17 protein-coding genes and 1 tRNA gene are annotated in these 20,495 nt (G+C 48.4%); 7 read left to right on the plus strand and 11 right to left on the minus strand.

Annotation, left to right across the window (positions count from 1 at the left end; translation table 11 throughout):
- Window positions 1–39: 39 nt before the first annotated feature.
- From rsmA to D081_RS09865, 5 genes are all read right to left on the minus strand, one after another.
- Window positions 40–939: a 16S rRNA (adenine(1518)-N(6)/adenine(1519)-N(6))-dimethyltransferase RsmA gene (gene rsmA, locus D081_RS09845; RefSeq protein WP_085024093.1), complete on the minus strand. Its 900-nt coding sequence runs from the start codon at window positions 937–939 to the stop codon at window positions 40–42.
- 23 nt (window positions 940–962) lie between these two features.
- Window positions 963–1,502 (minus strand): ribonuclease M5, encoded by a 540-nt coding sequence (rnmV, locus tag D081_RS09850; protein WP_085024008.1) that lies wholly within the window; start codon window positions 1,500–1,502, stop codon window positions 963–965.
- A gap of 237 nt (window positions 1,503–1,739) precedes the next feature.
- A complete protein-coding gene (locus tag D081_RS09855) occupies window positions 1,740–2,414 on the minus strand; it encodes a deoxynucleoside kinase (RefSeq protein ID WP_085024009.1) in 675 nt (224 codons plus the stop codon).
- Window positions 2,414–3,913 (minus strand): aminotransferase class I/II-fold pyridoxal phosphate-dependent enzyme, encoded by a 1,500-nt coding sequence (locus D081_RS09860; protein ID WP_085024010.1) that lies wholly within the window; start codon window positions 3,911–3,913, stop codon window positions 2,414–2,416. Before D081_RS09860 ends, D081_RS09855 begins: the two co-directional genes overlap by 1 nt.
- A gap of 20 nt (window positions 3,914–3,933) precedes the next feature.
- A complete protein-coding gene (locus D081_RS09865) occupies window positions 3,934–5,124 on the minus strand; it encodes a sensor histidine kinase (protein WP_143272188.1) in 1,191 nt (396 codons plus the stop codon).
- 176 nt (window positions 5,125–5,300) lie between these two features.
- Here D081_RS09865 and D081_RS09870 point away from each other — a divergent pair, with 176 nt between their 5' ends.
- A complete protein-coding gene (locus D081_RS09870; RefSeq protein ID WP_085024012.1) occupies window positions 5,301–5,777 on the plus strand; it encodes a nitrous oxide-stimulated promoter family protein in 477 nt (158 codons plus the stop codon).
- A gap of 72 nt (window positions 5,778–5,849) precedes the next feature.
- Here the strand turns inward: D081_RS09870 and rbr are convergent, their stop codons facing one another.
- From rbr to D081_RS09890, 4 genes are all read right to left on the minus strand, one after another.
- Window positions 5,850–6,392, minus strand: a complete 543-nt coding sequence (gene rbr, locus D081_RS09875; protein WP_027397854.1) for a rubrerythrin — start codon at window positions 6,390–6,392, stop codon at window positions 5,850–5,852.
- A gap of 110 nt (window positions 6,393–6,502) precedes the next feature.
- Window positions 6,503–7,003, minus strand: a complete 501-nt coding sequence (gene ilvN, locus D081_RS09880; protein ID WP_085024013.1) for an acetolactate synthase small subunit — start codon at window positions 7,001–7,003, stop codon at window positions 6,503–6,505.
- Window positions 7,000–8,691 (minus strand): biosynthetic-type acetolactate synthase large subunit, encoded by a 1,692-nt coding sequence (gene ilvB / locus D081_RS09885; RefSeq protein ID WP_198941987.1) that lies wholly within the window; start codon window positions 8,689–8,691, stop codon window positions 7,000–7,002. Before ilvB ends, ilvN begins: the two co-directional genes overlap by 4 nt.
- Window positions 8,692–8,969: 278 nt before the next feature.
- The gene (locus D081_RS09890; RefSeq protein WP_085024015.1) at window positions 8,970–10,712 is read right to left on the minus strand and encodes a methyl-accepting chemotaxis protein; all 1,743 of its coding nucleotides are present in this window, start codon (window positions 10,710–10,712) and stop codon (window positions 8,970–8,972) included.
- A gap of 229 nt (window positions 10,713–10,941) precedes the next feature.
- Between D081_RS09890 and D081_RS09895 the strand changes: the two genes are divergently transcribed.
- Complete coding sequence (locus D081_RS09895) at window positions 10,942–13,116, plus strand: GGDEF domain-containing protein (RefSeq protein ID WP_158087633.1); 2,175 nt, start codon at window positions 10,942–10,944, stop codon at window positions 13,114–13,116.
- Between the two features lie 114 nt (window positions 13,117–13,230).
- Here D081_RS09895 and D081_RS09900 read toward each other — a convergent pair whose 3' ends face one another.
- Window positions 13,231–14,514, minus strand: a complete 1,284-nt coding sequence (locus D081_RS09900; RefSeq protein WP_085024017.1) for an ArsB/NhaD family transporter — start codon at window positions 14,512–14,514, stop codon at window positions 13,231–13,233.
- A gap of 334 nt (window positions 14,515–14,848) precedes the next feature.
- On the opposite strand from D081_RS09900, the gene D081_RS09905 reads away from it, so the two are divergent.
- Window positions 14,849–16,147 carry a histidine-type phosphatase gene (locus D081_RS09905; RefSeq protein WP_085024018.1) on the plus strand — a complete coding sequence of 433 codons (1,299 nt, stop codon included), beginning with the start codon at window positions 14,849–14,851 and terminating at the stop codon, window positions 16,145–16,147.
- A gap of 89 nt (window positions 16,148–16,236) precedes the next feature.
- Here D081_RS09905 and D081_RS09910 read toward each other — a convergent pair whose 3' ends face one another.
- Window positions 16,237–16,947, minus strand: coding sequence for an aspartate/glutamate racemase family protein (locus tag D081_RS09910; RefSeq protein ID WP_085024019.1), 711 nt, complete (start codon window positions 16,945–16,947; stop codon window positions 16,237–16,239).
- Between the two features lie 160 nt (window positions 16,948–17,107).
- Between D081_RS09910 and D081_RS09915 the strand changes: the two genes are divergently transcribed.
- From D081_RS09915 to preA, 4 genes are all read left to right on the plus strand, one after another.
- Window positions 17,108–18,046, plus strand: a complete 939-nt coding sequence (locus D081_RS09915) for a LysR family transcriptional regulator (RefSeq protein ID WP_085024020.1) — start codon at window positions 17,108–17,110, stop codon at window positions 18,044–18,046.
- A gap of 53 nt (window positions 18,047–18,099) precedes the next feature.
- Window positions 18,100–18,175 (plus strand) — tRNA-Ala (locus D081_RS09920).
- Window positions 18,176–18,433: 258 nt separating this feature from the next.
- Window positions 18,434–18,820 carry a hypothetical protein gene (locus D081_RS09925; RefSeq protein ID WP_143272189.1) on the plus strand — a complete coding sequence of 129 codons (387 nt, stop codon included), beginning with the start codon at window positions 18,434–18,436 and terminating at the stop codon, window positions 18,818–18,820.
- A gap of 12 nt (window positions 18,821–18,832) precedes the next feature.
- Window positions 18,833–20,341: an NAD-dependent dihydropyrimidine dehydrogenase subunit PreA gene (preA, locus tag D081_RS09930; RefSeq protein WP_085024022.1), complete on the plus strand. Its 1,509-nt coding sequence runs from the start codon at window positions 18,833–18,835 to the stop codon at window positions 20,339–20,341.
- The last annotated feature ends 154 nt before the right edge of the window (window positions 20,342–20,495 follow it).

Genomic DNA, 20,495 nt, shown 5'->3' on the forward strand with positions numbered 1-20,495 from the left:
TTGTACTGATGGCTTGAACATGGGTACCAGTACAAGCTTTTATACTAAATTATTAACTACCAATGCATCAGCCAGGGCTGCAAACTCTTTTAGAGTGAAGGTCTCACCACGGCGGCCGCTGTCGATACCGCTCTTGGCGAAGGCTGCCTCAATGGCTTCCTTGGTGAAGCCTGCCCCCTTCATGGCATTGGCAATGGTCTTGCGGCGCTGGCCGAAGGCCGCCTTTACCACCTTGAAGAACATCTTCTCGTCCTTTACCTCCACCGCCGGCTTCTCCCGCACGTCGCAGACGATAACCACGGAATCCACCTCCGGAGCCGGAATAAAGGACCGCGGTGGTACATCAAAGGCAATATGTGGCTTGGTGTAATACTGCACTGCCACGGACAAAGCACCATATGTCTTGCTGCCCGGCTTGGCAATCATGCGCAGGGCCACTTCCTTCTGAACCATGGTAACCAAAATGCTGATAGGCAAATGCTTCTCCAAAAGCTCCATAAGAATAGGAGTGGTAATGTAATATGGCAGGTTGGCTGCCACCTTAAATGGGCCCTCCCCCATTATTTCCGGAATGTTGACCTTCAAAATATCCCCCGGCACAATGCGGACATTATCATATCCCGCCAAGGTTTCTGCCAGTACCGCCGGCAGCTTCTTGTCCAGCTCTACTGCTGTAACATCCGCCCCGGACTCCGCCAGCCCCTGGGTCAAGGTACCAATACCAGGACCGATTTCCAAAATCTTGTCCCCCGGCTTGGCACCGGCAGCATCCACAATGCCCCGGACAATATTGGCATCCACCAGAAAATTCTGGCCCAACCGCTTGCTGGCCCGAAGATTAAAGGCCTTCATAATATGGCGGGTAACGCTGGGAGTAGCAATGTTGGTTTTCAAGCCATTGAGATTCAGCTTTTTTTCCTTGTGAATCTCGCTATTCATGTCTTTATCTAAATCCAAGCTCATTATTTATCTCCCTCCTCAGCCAGGGCAGCTTCAAATTCTTCCCTGGTGACGCCATAATGATTCAATCGTTTTAAAAAGGTCTTGGCATTGGCATAACCGATGCCCAGACGGGCACCCATTCTGGCCCGCCGTTCACTGGCACCGTCACCGCCGCTGATGCCGGCCTTTATAAGATCTGCCCCGTTAAACTCGTTGCTGGGCTCCCAGTTCAGGGTCCGGACCTTTTCCAGGGCCTTGCGTATGGCCTCCGGGGAGGCCTGCTCAATACCAATGTCATTGTTGGCGGTAGCATCCTCCACAGGCACAAAGGCGTGCTTGGCGTTAGGACAGCGGCGGGTAACGTAGGTACGGATCCGCTCCCCCGCACTGTCAGGGTCTGTCAGGATAATGATGCCCCGCTTTTTATATGCTTTTTCTATGGAGTCAAGGCAGGCAGGCTTCAGATTAAAGCCCTCAGTGATGATGCAGTCGGCCTCAACTGCTTTGTTGATGGCCACCACATCCATCTTGCCTTCGACTACTAATACTTCTTTTATCATATTTTCCCTTCGTTAAACTAACATATTGTATCTTGCGTTATAGGCAGTGGGCTGGTGGATTGAACATTTAGTCACGGTACGTTAAGAAACTTTTTATTGCTATTCCTTGATTATAGTGTAAAAAATCATCTGTCTGAGCGCCCCATTCAAATGGGAAGCGAGTTATGATTTTTTACGCTATATAACAGCAAGAAAAAGTTTTAGTGCCGTGACGGCGTGAAAGCCACAGTCCACTGCCTATAGATAACTCTTTACTGCATTATATACATCTGTGTGAATGGCCTCAATACTGCGTGGCTCCCCATTTTCACTGCACACGACCTTCTTCCAGCCGTATTTGTCTGCCACCCAGTTGTATGCCTCGTGGCAGCGGTGAAGATATGCGGAGTCCTTTTCGTGAATGTCCTTTTTGCGGTCGGCATTCTGGGCTGCCCGTTCACTTATGAGGCGGTCGCTTACTGCCGGATCCATGTCCAGATATACCACCACGTCCGGCACTGGCAGCTTCAGCTTGCCAAATTCAAAGTCCCACAGCCAGGTGAGAAATTCCTCCCGCTCTGCAGGGTCCTGGAGCTTAACCGCCTGATGCACCATATTGGAAGTGGTGTAGCGGTCCGCCAGAATAATGGTTCCTTCCTCATAGGCCTGCTTCCAGTTCAAATGATAGGAGGCATAGCGGTCCACAGCGAAAAAGGTGGAAGCACCATAGGCATCCACATCATCGGCATGCTGACCAAACTCCCCGCCCAGATACATTTTCACCAAAGCAGAGGAATCGGACTTGTAATCCGGATATTCCACCTTCATTACCTTGTAGCCATCCTTTGCCAGATGCTCCATAAGGGCCCTGGTCTGGGTGGCCTTGCCGGAGCCGTCCCCGGCCTCTATTGTAATCAGTTTTCCCTTTGCCATTATTCCTTCACCACTTCTATGTATTTCAGGGTGCTGTCTGAGGGTCCTACCACCCGCATGCCAGCAGCCCGCTGTTTCTGTATTGCTTCAATCAGCTCCGCCCGAATGACCTCTCCCGGGCACAACACCGGCACCCCCGGAGGATAAAAGGCCACTGTCTCCGCCGCCACACAACCCACTGCATCACATAACCTTATTTTTTCCCGTGACGCATAAAAGGCCTCTCTTGGACTCACCGCCACCTCATTGGTGGTAAATAAATCCCTTGGCACGACAGCGCTTTCCATAGCTTCCCCGCCATGGTCCTCAGCCAGCAGCTTCAGTACCTCCAGCAAACGCCGGGCAGTTTCCTCCGTATCAGCCATGGAAATAATAAACAATAAATTATTGTTATCCGACAGCTCACACTGAACCTTGTATTGGTGGCGAAGAATAAGCTCCGCCTCGGGACCGGGCAGACCGATTCCCGTCAAATTCACCGTGATACGGGTCCTGTCCAGCCACTTTGTGGTGGTATTATCAAGAATTTCTTCCCCCACACAGTAAAGTCCTTCTATTTTATTAATTTCCCGCCGCAACCACTCTGACAGCTGCACCGCCCGTTCCAGACGGTTCCTGCCCTCAGTGGCCATCTGCAGCCGGGCAATATCCAGTGAAGCCAGCAACAGCTGGTTGGGACTGGTTGACTGCAGCAAAGCAGCCGCTTCACGTATACGAGCCCCGGATACCCTATCACTGCCAATATGCAGCATGGAGGTCTGGGTCATGCTCCCCAGCACCTTGTGGGTACTCTGGGCCACCACATCTGCCCCCAAATCCAGGGCCTGCCGCGGCATTACCTCCAAAGATTCAGCAAATTTCAAATGGGCCCCGTGGGCCTCGTCCACCAAAAGCAGCATATTATGGTCATGGAGAATGGTGGCAATGGCCTCCAAATCCCCGGCCATTCCATAATATGTAGGGTATACTGCAATCAATGCCCTGGCCTCGGGATGGGCCTGCACTGCTGCTGCCACAGTATCAGCTGTCAACACTCCGGCGATACCCAAAGCTTCAATTATTTCCGGCTCAATATATATAGGCACTGCCCCCGCCAGGATGATGCCCCCGATAATGGAGCGGTGGGCATTGCGGGGTACCAGCACCCTGTCCCCGGGACTCAATGTGCCCATTATCATGGCGTGAATGGCCCCAGTGGTACCATTTATCATAAAGAGGGTATCCTTGGCTCCCCACAGCCGGGCCGCCAGAGCTTCCGCCTCTTTAATGCACCCCGACGGGTCGTGCAGGTCATCCAGCTCCTCCATGAGAGAAACCTCCTGCCGCAGGCCCTCCTCAGTAATTAGCCGCTTCAGGCGGTCATGGGCACCCAGGCCCTGCTTGTGCCCCGGGGTATGAAAAGCAAGGGCGCCGTCCCTGGCATATTTGTCCATTGCTTCAGAAATCGGCGCCTCATTTTGATTAATTTGCAAATTATTACTGTTGGTATCCTTATACATACATCATAAGTCCTGCATTTTTATCTTGGCTGAGGATATGGCATCTTTATATTCACCCTGGTGCCCTTCCCCGGCTCAGAGCTGATGGAAATATTGGCACCTATAATACGTGCCCGCTCCTCCATGCCAATAACGCCAAAATGGCCATCTCCCGATGGATTGCGGCGTTCCTCCGCCAGTTCATCCACATCAAAGCCCTTGCCCTGGTCGGAAACCATAATAGCCAAATGGTCTGCGGTAAACAGCATACGCACAACAGCACTGTCCGTTCCCGCATGACGGTGGACATTGTTCAGGGCCTCCTGCACCATACGGAAAATGGTAACCTCCACATGGTTATCAAATTTATATTCCTTGCCATCAATCTGCAAATCTGCGTTGAGAACCTCCCGCTCAGCCAATTTTTTGGTAAGCTGGCGCAAAGCCGGAATAAGCCCAAGATCATCCAGGGTCATTGGGCGCATATCAAAGATAATCTGACGTACATCCGCCAGACATGTACGAATCTGCCGACGCAGCTCCTGCAAATTGGCCTTGGCTTCATTTGGTCGGGTATCCACAAGGCGCTCCACCACGGAAGCCTGATAAATCAGGTTTACCATTTCCTGGGCTGGACCATCATGTATTTCACGGGAAACTCTAAGACGCTCATTTTCCTGTGCCTTGATAATCTGCATTCCCAGAAATTTGTTCTTGGACACTATCTCCATCTGGGTTACCACATCACTGAGCTGTGAGGTAAGGTAGCCAATTACAGAACCCAGCTTGGTAGCCAGGGTCTCTGCCATGTGCAGTGTCTTCTCCATGCTGTAAAGCCGCAGCTCCAGACGGTCACGCTGACGACGGGTCTGATACTCCTTCTCCTTGGCAATGGCCAGCTTTACCTGTACGGTCTTTACGGCCTCATAGCTTGCCCGGATACGGTCCTCGGAATAATTGGAAAAGTTGCCGCTGACCTGTACCAGCTTCTGCTTTTCCTTTTGTTCCAGCCGAACCAGATCGTCCACTTCGTCCTGCAGCTTGCGGGTCTGCTCCTTCAGCTCCTTGAGCATAGTCCTGGTGGACTCCACATCCTCCTTGGTATTTTCGTATATCTGGAAAATCTGGCCTTTACTGCCTTCCATGGATTCTATACTCTGCTTAAAAGCATCACGAAGCAGGCGTTCACCCTGACCATCATCCATATCCATATTAGATAAATCGATGTTCACGTTAAAAAACCTCCCACCTGTCCTTAGTGTAATTTTAACGTAAACCCCCTATCAATGCAAAGTATTTTTCGTGGTGCCCTGCATATTCTTTCCTTTATGACTTGCATTTAATGAAGAATACTATTAAAATCTTATATGGTTATGTCTATTTTTATCACAAGGAGAGTTCGTATTATATGGGTATATTTGACAGATTTTTACCAAAGAAAAAGCCGGTTGAAATAAAGAATAATATTCCACAGGAAAAAGAAAGCATCAGAAGATCCTTCGGCGTTTATTGCAACAAGAACCACAGCACCAAGGGCGACAAGCTGTGTCCAAAGTGTACCGCACTTTTGGCCACTGTTATGACAAAAATGAACCGTTGTCCTTACGGCATCACCAAGCCAATCTGTGACCGTTGCGAAATTCAGTGCTTCGGCGACAAGAACAACAAGATGTTCAACGAAATTATGAGTGCTTCCAGCACTGGCATGATGTTCAAGCATCCTATCATGTCCTTCAAGCACAAGATGGCCAGCATGAGCGTTGACTATTCCAAGAGCAAGCAGGAAAAGAACGAGCAGGAAAAGGCCAAGGCGAAGGCAAAGAACGCTGCTGAAAAGGCCAAGGCCCGTGAGGAAGCAAAGAAGAAAAAGCAGGAAGAAAAGTAATTTCTTCCATAAAGACATTAAAAAAAATACTCCTGACCAGATGGTCGGGAGTATTTTTATTTCCGAAACTAATTATTTGTAGTTGGTAGGCAGAACCTGGAAATGAGCCTTTGGATGAGCACAAACAGGGCACTCCTCAGGAGCAGCCTCGCCAGTGCATACATAGCCGCAGTTGGAGCACTGCCAGATAACCTTTTCGTTCTTCTTGAATACCTTATCCTGCTCTACGTTCAGCAGCAGAATCTTGTAGCGCTCCTCATGCTCCTTCTCAATGGCTGCTACTGCCTCAAAGAGAGCTGCAATCTTGTCGAAACCTTCTTCACGGGCAACCTTGGCGAACTCTGGATACATGGAAGTCCACTCCTCATTTTCACCAGCTGCAGCTGCCTTGAGGTTCTCAGCTGTGGAGCCAATCTTGCCACCGTTTACCAGCTTGAACCAGATCTTGGCATGCTCCTTCTCGTTCTTGGATGTCTCGGTGAAGATATTCTGAATCTGCACAAATCCATCTTTCTTAGCCTGGGATGCAAAGTACTGATACTTGGTATGAGCCTGGGACTCACCGGCAAATGCCGCCCACAAATTCTGCTCAGTCTTACTACCTTTTAATTCCATGAAAAAACCTCCTTATAATATATATACACACAACGGATACCCATTTTTTCGCAACGGATAATAATTATCCGTTAGATTTAGTATACCACTTTTTAAGGAGTTGTCAACACTTACATATTTTTTACCGGAACAGGGCCACGACTCAAAGCAATGGCGCCAGTTCTGGCTATCTCGATAATCTCGAATTCCTCCAGCATTTCGCAGATGGCATTAATTTTACTCTGGGAGCCGGTGAGCTCAATAACCACATTCTCAGGACTGACATCCACGATTTTTCCCCGGAAAATATCCACAATATTGCGGATATCTGCCAGGGAGCTCTTGGTGGCCCGAACCTTCAACAGGATCAGCTCCCGCACAATGGAATCCACCAAGCCCAGATTAACAATCTTTATAACATCAATGAGCTTGCTCAGCTGGTTTACCACCTGCTCCAGCTCCCGGTCATCCTCCACGGACACCTCAATATTAATACGGGTAACATCCTCATCCTCGGTATAACCGGCGGAAATACTTTCAATATTAAATGCACGACGGCTGATAAGACCCGATACATGGGTCAATACGCCAGGCTTGTTGTCTACCAATACGGCCAATATATACTTTTTCATGCTTCGGCACCTCCCAAAACCATGTTGTCCAGCTGCGCTCCGGGAGCTACCATTGGCAATACGTCCTCGTTGGCCGGCAGCATAACATCAATGAGCATTGGCCCATCCACTGCCAGAGCCTTTTCCAAGGACTGTCGCAGCTCCGCCGGCTTTTCAATACGGCAGGCCTGCATACCCATTGATTCAGCCAATTTTACATAATCTGTCTTGCCCCCCAGCAGGGTCTGGGAATAACGCTTGCCGTAGAACATGCGCTGCCACTGGGTAACCATGCCCAACACCCGGTTGTGGAGCAGAACCACCTTTACATCAATATCATTGTCAGCTGCAGTGGACATCTCCTGACAGTTCATCATGACAGAGCCATCACCTGTAAAGAGTACCACCTTTTTGCCAGGACATCCCAGCTTGGCCCCAAGGGCTGCCGGAAGGCCATAGCCCATGGTTCCCAATCCTCCAGAGGTAATGAACTGGCGTGGATTGCGGCTGTTGAAGAACTGGGCCGCCCACATCTGATGCTGGCCCACATCCGTAACCACAATGGTATTTTCATCCACCAGCTCACTGACCGTATCAATAAGCTGCTGTGGCATAATAAACTGGTCATTGGTTTCGTAGCTGAATGGACACTCCCTGTCCATATCCACCACCTGCTGGTGCCACTTGCCAAAGCGGTTCAGATAATCCTCATTGGATTCACGGAGCTGCTCCCTGAAAATTGGCAGAGACCAGCGAAGATCACCAAGTACTGGATAATGGGAGAAAACATTCTTGTTGATTTCCGCCTTATCCACCTCAAAATGAACAATTTTCGCCTTAGGAGCAAAGGCATCCAGCTTGCCGGTTACCCGGTCATCAAAGCGGACGCCGATACCGATAAGCAAATCACTTTTCTGGACTGCCATATTGGCCGCGTAGGAGCCGTGCATGCCCACCATGCCCACAAAGCCATCCTGCTTGGCCGGAATGCAGCCAAGGCCCATAAGGGAGCTGACCACCGGAATGCCGGTATGGTCCACAATATCCCGCATAACCTCTGTCTGGTCAGACAGGGTAACACCGCCGCCAATGAAAAATACAGGACGCTTGGCCTCCTTCAAGGCCTCCACCACATCGGAAATCTGGCTGTCGTCCCCTGTAAAATCCCCCTTGTAGCCACGGAGCTTCACCTTCTGGGGATAATCATAATCTACCATGGTGGTAAATACATCCTTGGCAATATCAATAACCACCGGTCCAGGACGGCCGGTGCGGGCAATAAAGAAAGCTTCCTTAATGATTCTTGGCAGCTCCGAGGCCTTCTTTACCAGATAATTATGCTTGGTTATAGGGGTAGTGATGCCCACAATATCCGCTTCCTGAAAGGAGTCCTTGCCTATAAGGGGATTGGTAACCTGTCCCGTAAAGCACACCAATGGTACGGAATCCATATTGGCTGTGGCAATGCCGGTAATAAGATTGGTGGCACCAGGGCCAGAGGTGGCAAATACCACACCCACCTTGCCGGTGGCCCGGGCATAGCCATCTGCAGCGTGAACGGCCCCCTGCTCATGGCGGGTCAAAATATGGGGGAACCTGGCCTGATATACGGCGTCATACAAATCCAACACTGCACCGCCCGGATAACCAAAGACCAAATCTACATTTTCTCTTTTCAGGCTTTCCAATATAGCCTGCGCACCATTCATCTGCAAGAAAGACTCCCCCTTATATGTGAATTGGGCTGTAAAGTTGCAATTTAAAAACTGTAAATCACAATTCATGAGCCACGGACATATATAATAACATTGTCCACTGAGTACATATTATACAATAACATCTGTACACTTATCAACAATTTGTTGATAAATTGTGTATACTTTTTAAGAATTATTAACATTGTTATTGGCTATGAACACACAAAAAGAGGCATTTTACCACCTTACAGGCGTTAAAATGCCTCTTGTATATAAATATTCCCTTCAGATTACAGCTTAAACTTCATGGTAGTATCCTGGAGATTCTGTGCGTAATCAGCCAATGTACGGCTTGCAGAGGCAATCTCATCAATTCCGGCAGACTGTTGTTCTGTCGCCGCGGACACTGCCTGGGATTCTCTGGATACATTGTCAGCCTGCTTGGTAACATTGCCAATATTCTTAACCAGCTCATCAATAGGCCCCATAAGGCTCTTAACGGTATCGTTGATGCCGGAGGAGGTTTCACTTACATGATTTACCCTCTCCAAAATCTGGTTAAAGGCGTCTCCCGTAGTGGCCAGATTTGCCTTGCCAGACTCAGCCGCCCTGGCACCCTTTTCCATGGAAGCCACCGCATCATCGGTTTCCCTCTGAATGTTGGCAATAAGGTCACTGATCTGCTGGGCTGCACTCTGGGATTCCTCAGCCAGCTTCCTTACTTCCTCTGCTACAACGGCAAAGCCACGGCCCTGCTCACCGGCCCGGGCTGCCTCAATGGCGGCATTCAGTGCCAGCAGATTTGTCTGTCCGGCAATACCGGAAATAACTGACACAATCTGTCCAATTTCCTTGGAGCGCTCTCCCAGACGGGCCACCCGCTGGGTGGATTCCAGAACAATATCCGTTACGCCATTCATTTCACTGATGGTGGCCGATGCCAGCCTGTTACCATCATTGGCCTTTTCAACAGCTTCGCTTACAGACTGTCTGGCCTCTTCCACGGCTGCAGTTACGTTCTCCATCTCAGCCAAAAGATTTCTGGCCTTTTCATCAGCCTCATTCAGCTCCCGGGTCTGCTGCTCGGAGGACTCTGCCATATCCCCCACAGACTGGGCCACGCTCTGAGTGGCATCCGCCGACTGATGGGCACTGGCCGTCAGCTCCTCGGAGGAAGAGGCAACCTTTATGGCGGTCTGCTGAATATTCTGGCACATGCTGCGTACATTATCTATCATATGGTTGAACTGTACACCGATAGTGGCAAATTCATCTCCACCATTAACATTCACCTTGGTACGAAGGTCTCCTCCTGCCACCATGGTAGAAATCCTTACCAGCTCCTCGGCAGAGGATTTTATGTTTCTGTTGAGAAGAATCATAACGCCGATACAGAAGAGGGCAGCCACCAGAGTAAGGGCCAGGGACATTACAGTTACGGCACTGTATACCGCCTCAGCCTCATCTATGGCATCCTGGGTTCCCTTATCACAGAGTTCTATATCTGCCTTTACCGCATCATGGGCCTCATTAAAGGCCGCATCTGCCTCATCCAGCAATCCCTTCATGTCAGGAGCTGCTTCAGCGGCGGCAGCCTCCCGCGCCCGCAGGGCCTTGTCAAGCTTGCCTACTGTGGTCAGATAGGCTTCCCAAAGCTCTTTTTCTTCCCTTACAGTGTCCAGGTCCCCCTGACGTTCCTCCTCAGTATCGTATTCAGAATTCATAATCAGGGCTTCGTACTCTTTCAGGTCCTCATTTACCTCATCTCTGGCATTGTCAAAGCCACTTCGCAGTGCACTGACCTCATTGGCATTGTCTGCGGAAGAAATAAGCCCCACATAGCCATGGGCCTTTTCCATGTGATTGCTCATGTTGGAAACCAGCAGAGCCGTACTCATCCAGTCTGCAACATTCTGGGCCTCGTTATTTTGTTTTTTTGCAGAATTGTAGCTGTACAGACCCAGGCTCACAATTATAATCAGCAGTATGCCAAATACCACCATTAATTTTTGAGTAAGGCTAAGATTTCGCATTATCCCTTCACCCCTTTATTTTACTTTCATTAATAAAGATATTTTTAGCTTTTAGTTAGAATTCGTTATAAGATAGAAAAACCCTTTTTTTCAGAAACATATTTTATGATAAAAATAGTATTAAAAATTATGGACATGGGCCATTTCATTAATATATGATGAAACTAACAACGATAAAAATGTTTATCAATAATCGCTTGCTAAAATGCTGTTCACTGAGGGTACATATATGTATAAGAGTCATTATTTAAAATTCACACTATTCTTCTGCATAGCACTGGTACTGCTGCTGAACACCTCCTCCCTTCAGGCTGAGGATTTTCAGGGACGGCAGGGACCAGTACGGGTAGGAGTACTGGAAATAAATAAGGATACCAACCCACAGAGCCGGGAGCTGCTGGAGGGATATATACGGTCATATCTCAGGGAACTGTCCAAGCGCACCCATTTTGGATATGAATATATCTCCGTGGCTCCTTCGGAAGGGAAAAAGATGCTGGAGAACGGCACCCTGGACCTTTTGGCACCGATTCAGGAAAATGTTTCCCTTACCCCATCCAGAATATACAGCAATGGCTATGCGGTATATGGCATGCTGAGTCTTTTTACAGCCCCCGGCAGCAAGCTGGATGTTATGGACGGCTCCACCATGAAGGGTGTGACCATCGGCTACGTAACAGCAGGTGACAACACCGGTTATATTAATCACTACGTACAGACCCATGGCTGGCAAAACATAAATTTTGTCACCTTTGCCGATGGCCGGCACATGATTGAGGCCCTGCACCGCGGCGAAATCCAGGCTGCCATGGATGATGGCTCCAACCTTATGGGAGATGAAACAGAGCTGGCCATCATCGCCATAGACACATGTCAGTTTATGGCACTGCCATCAAACCAGCAGCTTATAAATGAGCTTAACGATGCCATTCTTGACATAGAGCTGAAAAACCCTTCCTTCAGTACCCGCCTGGAGCAGGAATACATAGATCCGGCAATACACAATATTGCTGTCTATTCCGAAATAGAAGAAAACTATGTCAAAAATGCCCCTCCAATAAGGATTGTCCTGCCAGGAAAATTTTCTCCGTTCATTGGGAAGCGGACGGGAATTTTCAATGGACTTATTGAAATAATGGGACAGGACAGCGGACTGACCTTCCAGATAATCCTGGCCGACAACTATCGGGAAGCAAGGACAATGCTGGAAAAGGGCGAGGCTGATATTATGCCGTGTGTTTACTACGGCGACAATTACCATAATCCCATGAATTTTACCAATAATTTCATGACCATTGAATACTCAGCCATAACCCATGCAGACGGTTCTTTTGCCGAGCGCCCCATAAACATTGTTCTGCCGGCAAACATCCCCGGTCTTGAAGAATACGTCAAAAAGCTGCACCCCGACTGGGATATAACCACCATGAACACTGTGGATGATTGTCTGGAGGCTGTTGAACGGCAGCGGTTCGATATCGCTTTGGTGCCAAATCTGTATCTGACACAGCACAACAGTCTCATTACCCGACCTCATCTGAAAATCAATGATAAGTACAGCTGCCGTATTTCACTTAGCCTCATGGTGTCCGAAGCCAGTCCGGAGATGCTGGTACGAGTACTGAATACGGCCATCCAGAGACTTTCTCCAGATGTTATTAACCGTACCATAGAGAAGAACAGCAGCCCCGTCATCAATTTTGGGTATCTGCTGCAGGAATATCCCATTCCGCTGGGCATTGGCATATTGGCAGTCCTGCTGACCGTTTTGGGTATTGGCTTTGTTCTCCACAACAGCAGGCAGACCAAAAAACGTAACATTTTGCTGAGTGAAAAGAATGACGAGCTGGAACGGGCCCTTAACGAGGTAAAGGCCCTGACCAAGGACAGGGATGCCTATAAGCAGGAAGCGGAAACTGACCAGCTGACAGGACTTCTTAACAAAAAGGGAATTGCCCTTCGCTGCAGTGAAATTCTCGCCAATCAAATAGAGGGTGAAGCCATCGCCCTTCTCATTATTGATCTGGACCACTTCAAGGAATTTAACGATACTTATGGACACCAGCAGGGTGATGAGCTGCTGATAACCTTTGCCAGATTATTAAAGAGCTGCTGTACCGACCTCAGCGCCGTAGGCCGGTTCGGCGGAGACGAATTTATGATGATGATCAAGCTGCCACAGGGGTCCACCGCGGAGGATATCCAAAAGCAGACCCAATGGCTCCTGACCTGCATAAAGGATATAAGGATTCAGGGCCATGCTGCCAACGTCACCGGCAGTATCGGCATAGCCATCACCAAGGAAATTGGCATAAGCTACGACTCCCTGTTCCGTCATGCGGACCGTGCCCTATACAAGGTCAAGGCTGCCGGACGTGACGGCTATCAGATTTACGAAAATTAAAAAATACATACAAAAAGAAGACTGCGGCATGGTGTCTCGAAACCACTCTAGCCGCAGTCCTCTTTTTATATTAAGCGCATTTACCTAATTTAATTGTCTATTATTACCCGTTGATTACATGAGGTAACGGAGATATACATAGGCAGTACTGATGATGATGGAAAGAATCATCAATGGGAATGCTATCTTCATAAAGCCGATGAAGGAAATCTGTCTGCCGTGCTGAGCTGCCATGGAAGCAACTACAACGTTGGCACTGGCACCAATCAGAGTACCGTTACCACCAAGGCAGGCACCCAAAGCCAGGGACCACCACATAGGCTCCAGATTGTTGAGGCCCATGGCACCCATGTCCTTAATAAGAGGAATCATGGTTGCTACAAATGGGATGTTATCAACGAAGGCAGAAGCGATAGCAGACATCCAGAGAATCAGGATAGCTGTACCCTCTACAGAACCGTGGGTAATCTTGATACCCTCCTCAGCCAGCCACTTGATAACGCCGGTTTCAACCAAACCGCCAACCAAAATAAACAGACCTGCGAAGAAGAAAATTGCAGTCCACTCAACCTTGCCAAGAACCTTTGCAATCATTTCCTCATCCCTTGTAAAGGTAATCAGCAGGAGAAGGCCAGCACCGGAAAGAGCTGCAGTTGCAGACTCAAGACCAAGGGCACTGTGGGCAACGAAAAGGCTCATGGTCAGGGCCAATACAGCCAGACACTTCTTCATAAGAGGCTTGTTGCTGATCTGCTTTCCAGCATTCAGCTTCATTACCTGCTCCTGAAGCTCAGGAGTAGTGTGGAGAGACTTTCCGTAAATCATCTCCAGCAGGAATACAGTTACAATGAAAATGATAATTGCTGGTAAAGTCAGATGGATAATGAAATCCAGGAAGCTCAGACCTACAGCAGAACCAATCATAATGTTTGGTGGGTCGCCTACCAGAGTTGCAGTACCACCAATGTTGGAAGCCAAAATCTGGGCAATCAGGAACGGCTTTACGTCTACCTTCAACTGGGCAGTGATACTGAAGGTTACAGGAACTGTCAGCAGAACTGTAGTCACATTATCCAAAAGTGCGGAACATACAGCCGTCAACAATGCCAGTGCTAAGAGCAGCTTCATAGGGTTAGCCTTAACCCGCTGGGCCGCCCAAATGGCCAGGAAGTTAAATAAGCCCGTTTCCGCCGTAATATTTACGATAGTCATCATACCAATGAGCAAGCCCAAGGTATTAAAATCTATGTGATGAATTGCCACCTCCTGGGACAAAATTCCACAGAGGATCATCAACATAGCGCCAACGATACCAACGATGGTACGATGGACTTTTTCTGAAATAATCAGTGCATATGCAGCTACAAATATCACCACTGCAATGGTTGTTGTATCCACAACACTACCTCCTCTAACCGAAAATATTTGTTTGACGATTTCTTAAATTACCATAACTTTACCATATAATCAATAATTTGTACATAGGGAATTACTATTGTTTTGAATTAAATTTGTATAATGAATAACTTTTTCCGTACTATTGAATTATATTTTAAAGAATTGTAACCTAAGACCTCTTAATCATACACCAATGAGGGGATAAATTGCAAGTAGCTTTTAATAGCTGGTACTAAAATATTTTTCTCCGGTTATATATATAATGTGCTATAGTTATAGGAAGAAGGGCATTCAGCCATAGTTTGGTATTTTTAATGTTGTAAGGAGACAACCCATGAATCACAAAGGCAACAAATATCTGCAGGGCCTGGGAGCCGCTGCCGTTTCCGGATTACTGCTTTTTTCTGCCCTGCCTCTTGCCGCTGCCAGCTCGGAGCTGACGGACAAGGGCTACCAGTTGGAGCATATGGTGGTATTCAGCCGCCACAACTTAAGAACCAGCATTGTACAGGAAGACTCCTCCGCTGCCTCCATGATAAACCACCCATTGCCAAAATGGAATGTTACCAGAGGTTATCTGACCCAGAAGGGCGGTATCAACGAAACCATTTTAGGTCAGTATTTTCACCTCTATCTGGTGGACGAGGGCTTTATGTCCGACTCCTGGCAGCCGGATGAGGGTGAAGTGGACTTTTATGCCAACTCCTTTCAGCGCACCATTGCCACGGCCCGATATTTTTCCACGGGACTGCTGCCGGATACCAACGTAACCATAAGGTATACCACGGAGGCAGGAGGCGATAAGGTCTTTTTCAAGCCTTTTGTTTTGGACACTACGAAGCTGTACAACTGGGGTATGGAATACCACAACCAAAACTTTGAAGCCTATAAGGGGGAGTTCGACAGAAATTATTACAGCTTTGCCAAGGCTACGGACTTCAAAAATTCCCCATACGCCAAAATGCATGGCATTGACCGGGTGGATACCGCCGACCTTAGTCTGAAAATGCTGGGGGATGATGAAAATATCGTCAGCTATGATGGTACTGCCAGAAATGCCTACCAGGCACTGGATGCCGTTATCATGAATTACTTTGAGGAACCGGATGACCATAAGGCAGACTGGGGCACCGGTCTTACTGCCCAGGACTGGAAAAATATAGGTGCCATAGGAACCAGGGGCATTGAAATGGTAGTGGGCAACCCCGCCGTGGCCCTGCGCCATTCCCATGACATTCTGGATATAATCCAGGACGATCTGGAAAATGACAGGCTGAAGTTCGCCTTTTTATGTGGCCACGACACCAACATTTTCACCATACTGACTGCCCTGGAGACGGAGGAATATACTCTGCCGGGAACCATATTGACCAAGGCACCTTTAGGCGTGAAGATTGTTTTTGAAAAGCGGAGAAATGCCCAGGGAGACCTGTTCATCAATCCATATCTGGCCTACGCCTCAGATAATCAGCTGCGTAATTCCAGACAGCTAAGTCTCCGATACCCGCCGATGATTTATCACCTAAGCTTCAGAGGACTTACCAAAAACGATGACGGACTGTATCGCTACGAGGATATAATGGACCATCTGAACAAAATCAGCCATAAATATGAAGAATATTGCCTGAAATAAGCTTCTGACCGGAAACACGGCAACTTAATTTACAAAGCAAAAAGCAGCGCCATTTAAATTGACGCTGCTTTTCATTTCCCTATTTTCATTTAAGCAATAAGTGTATCGTAGCTTCTGTCGGTCCTGGCGAATTTCACAGCTGCCTTGGCCAGCTCATCGGTGGAATCCACGAAAACACCCTCCAGACCGTACATGGCCACAGCAACCGGCACCTCGGTGCAGCCCAGAATAAAGGCCTCAGCCCCCTGTGCCTTCATCTCTGCCAGTAAATCCTTGATATCAGTGGTATCATAATCCTGATTGTTGGCCTTTACCCCATCATAAATCATATCATCAACGATATGCTGCCTATCTGCTGACGGGGAAATGCACTGAATGCCGTTGGCCTCCAAGGCCTTCTGATACAGCCCGGTACTGATGGTACCGCTGGTAGCCAGCAGGCCCACGCTCTTATAGCCCTTTTCCTTGATGCTGGCCACAGCCACATCAATAATGGACAATACAGGAATGGTTATATGAGGCAAAATCTCCGGCAGGAAATAATGGGCAGTATTGCAGGCCATGATGATGAAATCCGCTCCGCCCATCATAAGCCGCTTGGCACTCTTCAGCATTTCCGGAACAGGAGATGCCCCCAGTCCCTTGATGGCCCGTGTGCGGTCCGGAATCATGCAATTGTTGTCCACCAGCATCGGTATATGCTCCTGGTCCACCTTGGCCGGTGTCCCCAGAATAATTTTCTTCATTAAATCCACCGTTGCCATAGGGCCCATGCCCCCCATAATGCCTATTGTCTTCATATCACTCAATCCCCCTATGCTTGCCACAAATTTTATACCCTTTTTTATTACCCTTAACTTGCTAAAAGCATATCATTGGCATACAATATAATCAAATACCTATAATTATATAAACATCATAAAATATTTTTATATTTTATTAATTTTAGGGGGGCATTGTATGACAGGCATGGAATACGTTTATACCGTATATGAAGAAAAGAGCTTTTCCGCAGCAGCCAAAAAACTCTTTATGACCCAGCCCGCCCTGTCGGCGGCCGTAAAAAAGGTGGAGCAGGAGCTGGGAATGCCGATTTTCGACCGCTCCCATTCGCCGCTGAGACTTACGGACGCGGGACAGGCCTATATCGAAGCAACGGAAAAAATATTTCAGGTGCAGAAAAATCTGCAGCGCTATGTGGACGATCTGGCCCAGCTGGAAAGTGGCCAGCTGATTATCGGGGGCACCAATTTCGTAACCGCCTGCTTTCTGCCAAACCTTATCAGAAATTTCAGCGAGAAGCACCCCCGCATCAACATTTCCATCATTGAATCCAGCAGTTCCGAACTCTTTGCGGGGCTGAAGCAGGGAACCATCGACATCGTAATTGACAGTGGCGAATGCGACACCAGGGAATTTGAATCCCTCACCTTTTATCAGGACCGCATTATGCTGGCCGTTCCAAAGTCCATGACGGAAAATATCCCCGCCCCTGCCTTTTCCCAGACAGAAATCAGCTCCGGCAAGCACCTGCAGAAGAATGCCTCTCCCGCCAATTTAATGGATTTTAAAGACCTGCCATTTCTCCTGCTGGGCAAGGGCAACGATATGTATCGTCGGGCAACGGAAATCTTTCATGAAACCGGGCTTACTCCCAATGTCCGACTGTATCTCAATCAGCTCATGACCGCCTATCACATGGCAGCCGCCGGTCTGGGAGCCACCTTCCTTACAGATACCCTTATCAGCATGGCCGCCCCCAACGACAGGCTGAATTATTACCTTTTAAATCATCCTCTGCTGGAGCGGGAAATCTTTATTGCCACCGCCCGCAGCAATTATCATCCCCGGGCCATCCGGGCCTTTTGGGACAGCGTGGATATTTTTCAAAAAAATTAGTTGTAATTTCCGTCATTTTACTATATAATTTGTTTTGTTGATTTCATGTTAATGGGGGCGTAGCTCAGCTGGGAGAGCACATGCCTGGCAGGCATGGGGTCAGGGGTTCAAGCCCCCTCGTCTCCACCATTACGAAGAATAACCTCGGAACCTTTAGAAATAAAGGCTCCGAGGTTTTTTAGTATTTTGATGCATGAATATTGTTAATATGATATATTGTGATTATAACGCCATTGTTCAAATTTTTCTTCTTTAGAAGAAAAATCATCCAATTAGCGTTTCAACGAGCAGGGAGATATGCTCACCAGCTGTTGTAGTTTGTTTTCCCCCACCTAAAGAGGAAGGGGACATCTTAAAGCTCGTTATAAACTACCTGAGGAGGCTGTGATGATGAAAAAGTTACTACTATGCTTTACTATGATGGCCGCTATTACCTTATTTTATCCCCAAACCTTCTGCCATGCCGAAGATATTTGGGTGGAGCACTGGAACGAAGAAGGATGCGATATTTACGTTATGGATGACACCATTATTCAGGGTCCCAATGACGAAAATATCAGCTTCAAGGTAGCCGTAAAACAGATCAAGGACGGCAAGCTTGCCAATGTAGTGATATGCAATTTTGTCAGATGGCCGGACGAGCCTTGGCGTTTCAGGACCAGTGAAAGCGAGGACATTGATTTCCCTCCGGTAGTGGCAAATGACCCGGTATTCGGATATTGCATGCAGCAGCTTGGCTGGGAATATTATCTGGAGAATGGTTTGTCTTTTTAGAGGTGGTGCCAAATGTATCTGGAAAGAAAGCACAAATGCGAGGATATGCTGCGCTGCACCCTTTGTGCCGATGCCCCCTGCGACCAGGCCTGCCCCAAAAAGCTGGAGCCTGCAAAGCAGCTGCGGAGTATCTGGTTTGACAACGAAATTGCGGCAGCCTCCGGTCTGCCCGAAACAAATCCTTGCTCCGATTGCACTGCCCCTTGCGAAGCAGCCTGCATCAGGTCTGGAGAAGTACCGATAAAACAGCTGCTGTCCTTTCTGACAGAGAACGTACGGCCTGCCCTTGATGTGCCATCCCCACAGGATGAAGCCGCCCTGCAGGCAGATATTTGTGGTGTTCCACTGGAAAATCCTTTCCTGCTGTCCTCCTCGGTGGTGGGCAGCAATTACGATATGTGTGCCCGAGCCTTCGAGGCCGGATGGGCCGGTGTGGCCTTCAAAACAATATGCAGCTTTGAAATTCACGAAGCCTCTCCCCGATACTCGGCCATTCATGGGGCCAACGGCGGCTTAGTTGGCTTTAAAAATATCGAGCAGCTTTCCGACCACAGTGTTCCGGAAAACATGGAAATATTCCGCCGGCTGAAAAAAAATTATCCCACCAAGCGCGTTATTGCCTCCATCATGGGACGCAACGAGCAGGAGTGGGAAGATTTGGCCCGCCAGTGTCAGGAAAACGGCGCCGACGTTATAGAATTAAATTTCTCCTGTCCAAACATGATGGACTGGGGGCTGGGCTCAGACATCGGCCAGGTGCCGGAGCTGGTGGAACGGTTTACCGCTGCGGCCCGAAGGGGAGCTTCCATCCCCATTCTGGCCAAGCTCACACCCAATGTAGACCACATGAGCCCGGCGGCCGAGGCCGCCAAACGTGGTGGTGCCGACGGTCTTGCCGCCATTAACACCATCAAGAGCATTATGGAGATAAATCCCCATACCTTTGTTTCCAGCCCTGCCATCGGACGCCATTCTGCTGTAGGCGGCTACAGCGGATCCGCAGTTAAGCCTATTGCCCTGCATTTTATAGCCGAGCTGGGGCATAACCAAAATCTCAGCGGTATGCATATCAGCGGCATGGGTGGTGTGGAAACCTGGAGGGACGCCTTGGAATTCATACTTCTTGGGGCTGGCTCTGTTCAGGTAACAACCGCCATCATGCAGTACGGCTACCGTATTATTGATGATTTAAAGGCCGGACTCAATTATTATCTGCATGAAAAAGGGTATCATTCCGTCAAGGAGCTTATTGGCGAGGGGCTGGAATTTGTCAGCGACACCACTGAGATTCTGGAACGGGACAGCATAGTATATCCTAAATTCAAGCGAAAGACCTGCATAGGCTGTGGAAGGTGCCAGATTTCCTGCGCCGATGGTGGCCATCAGGCTATTCACTTGGATAAAAGCCGTCGCCCGGTACTTGACCCGAAACGGTGCGTTGGCTGCCATCTATGTGTGCTTATTTGTCCTACTCACTCCATAGTGTCATCAGGGAAGCGCATCTACAAAAAGAAGATATAATACTGTATTATTGATTATTATTTCTTTAGGTTTTATCCACATTTTTATCCACAAATAACTTTTTCTGTTAATAACTATTATTTATTAACAGTAGGGGAGCCGCATTATGCGGCTCCCTTTTTACATTTTCGGGGAAAAATTCCAGATGCAGGCT

This window comes from Anaerovibrio sp. JC8 (assembly GCF_002100115.1).
In the GTDB taxonomy this organism is placed as follows: domain Bacteria; phylum Bacillota; class Negativicutes; order Selenomonadales; family Selenomonadaceae; genus Anaerovibrio.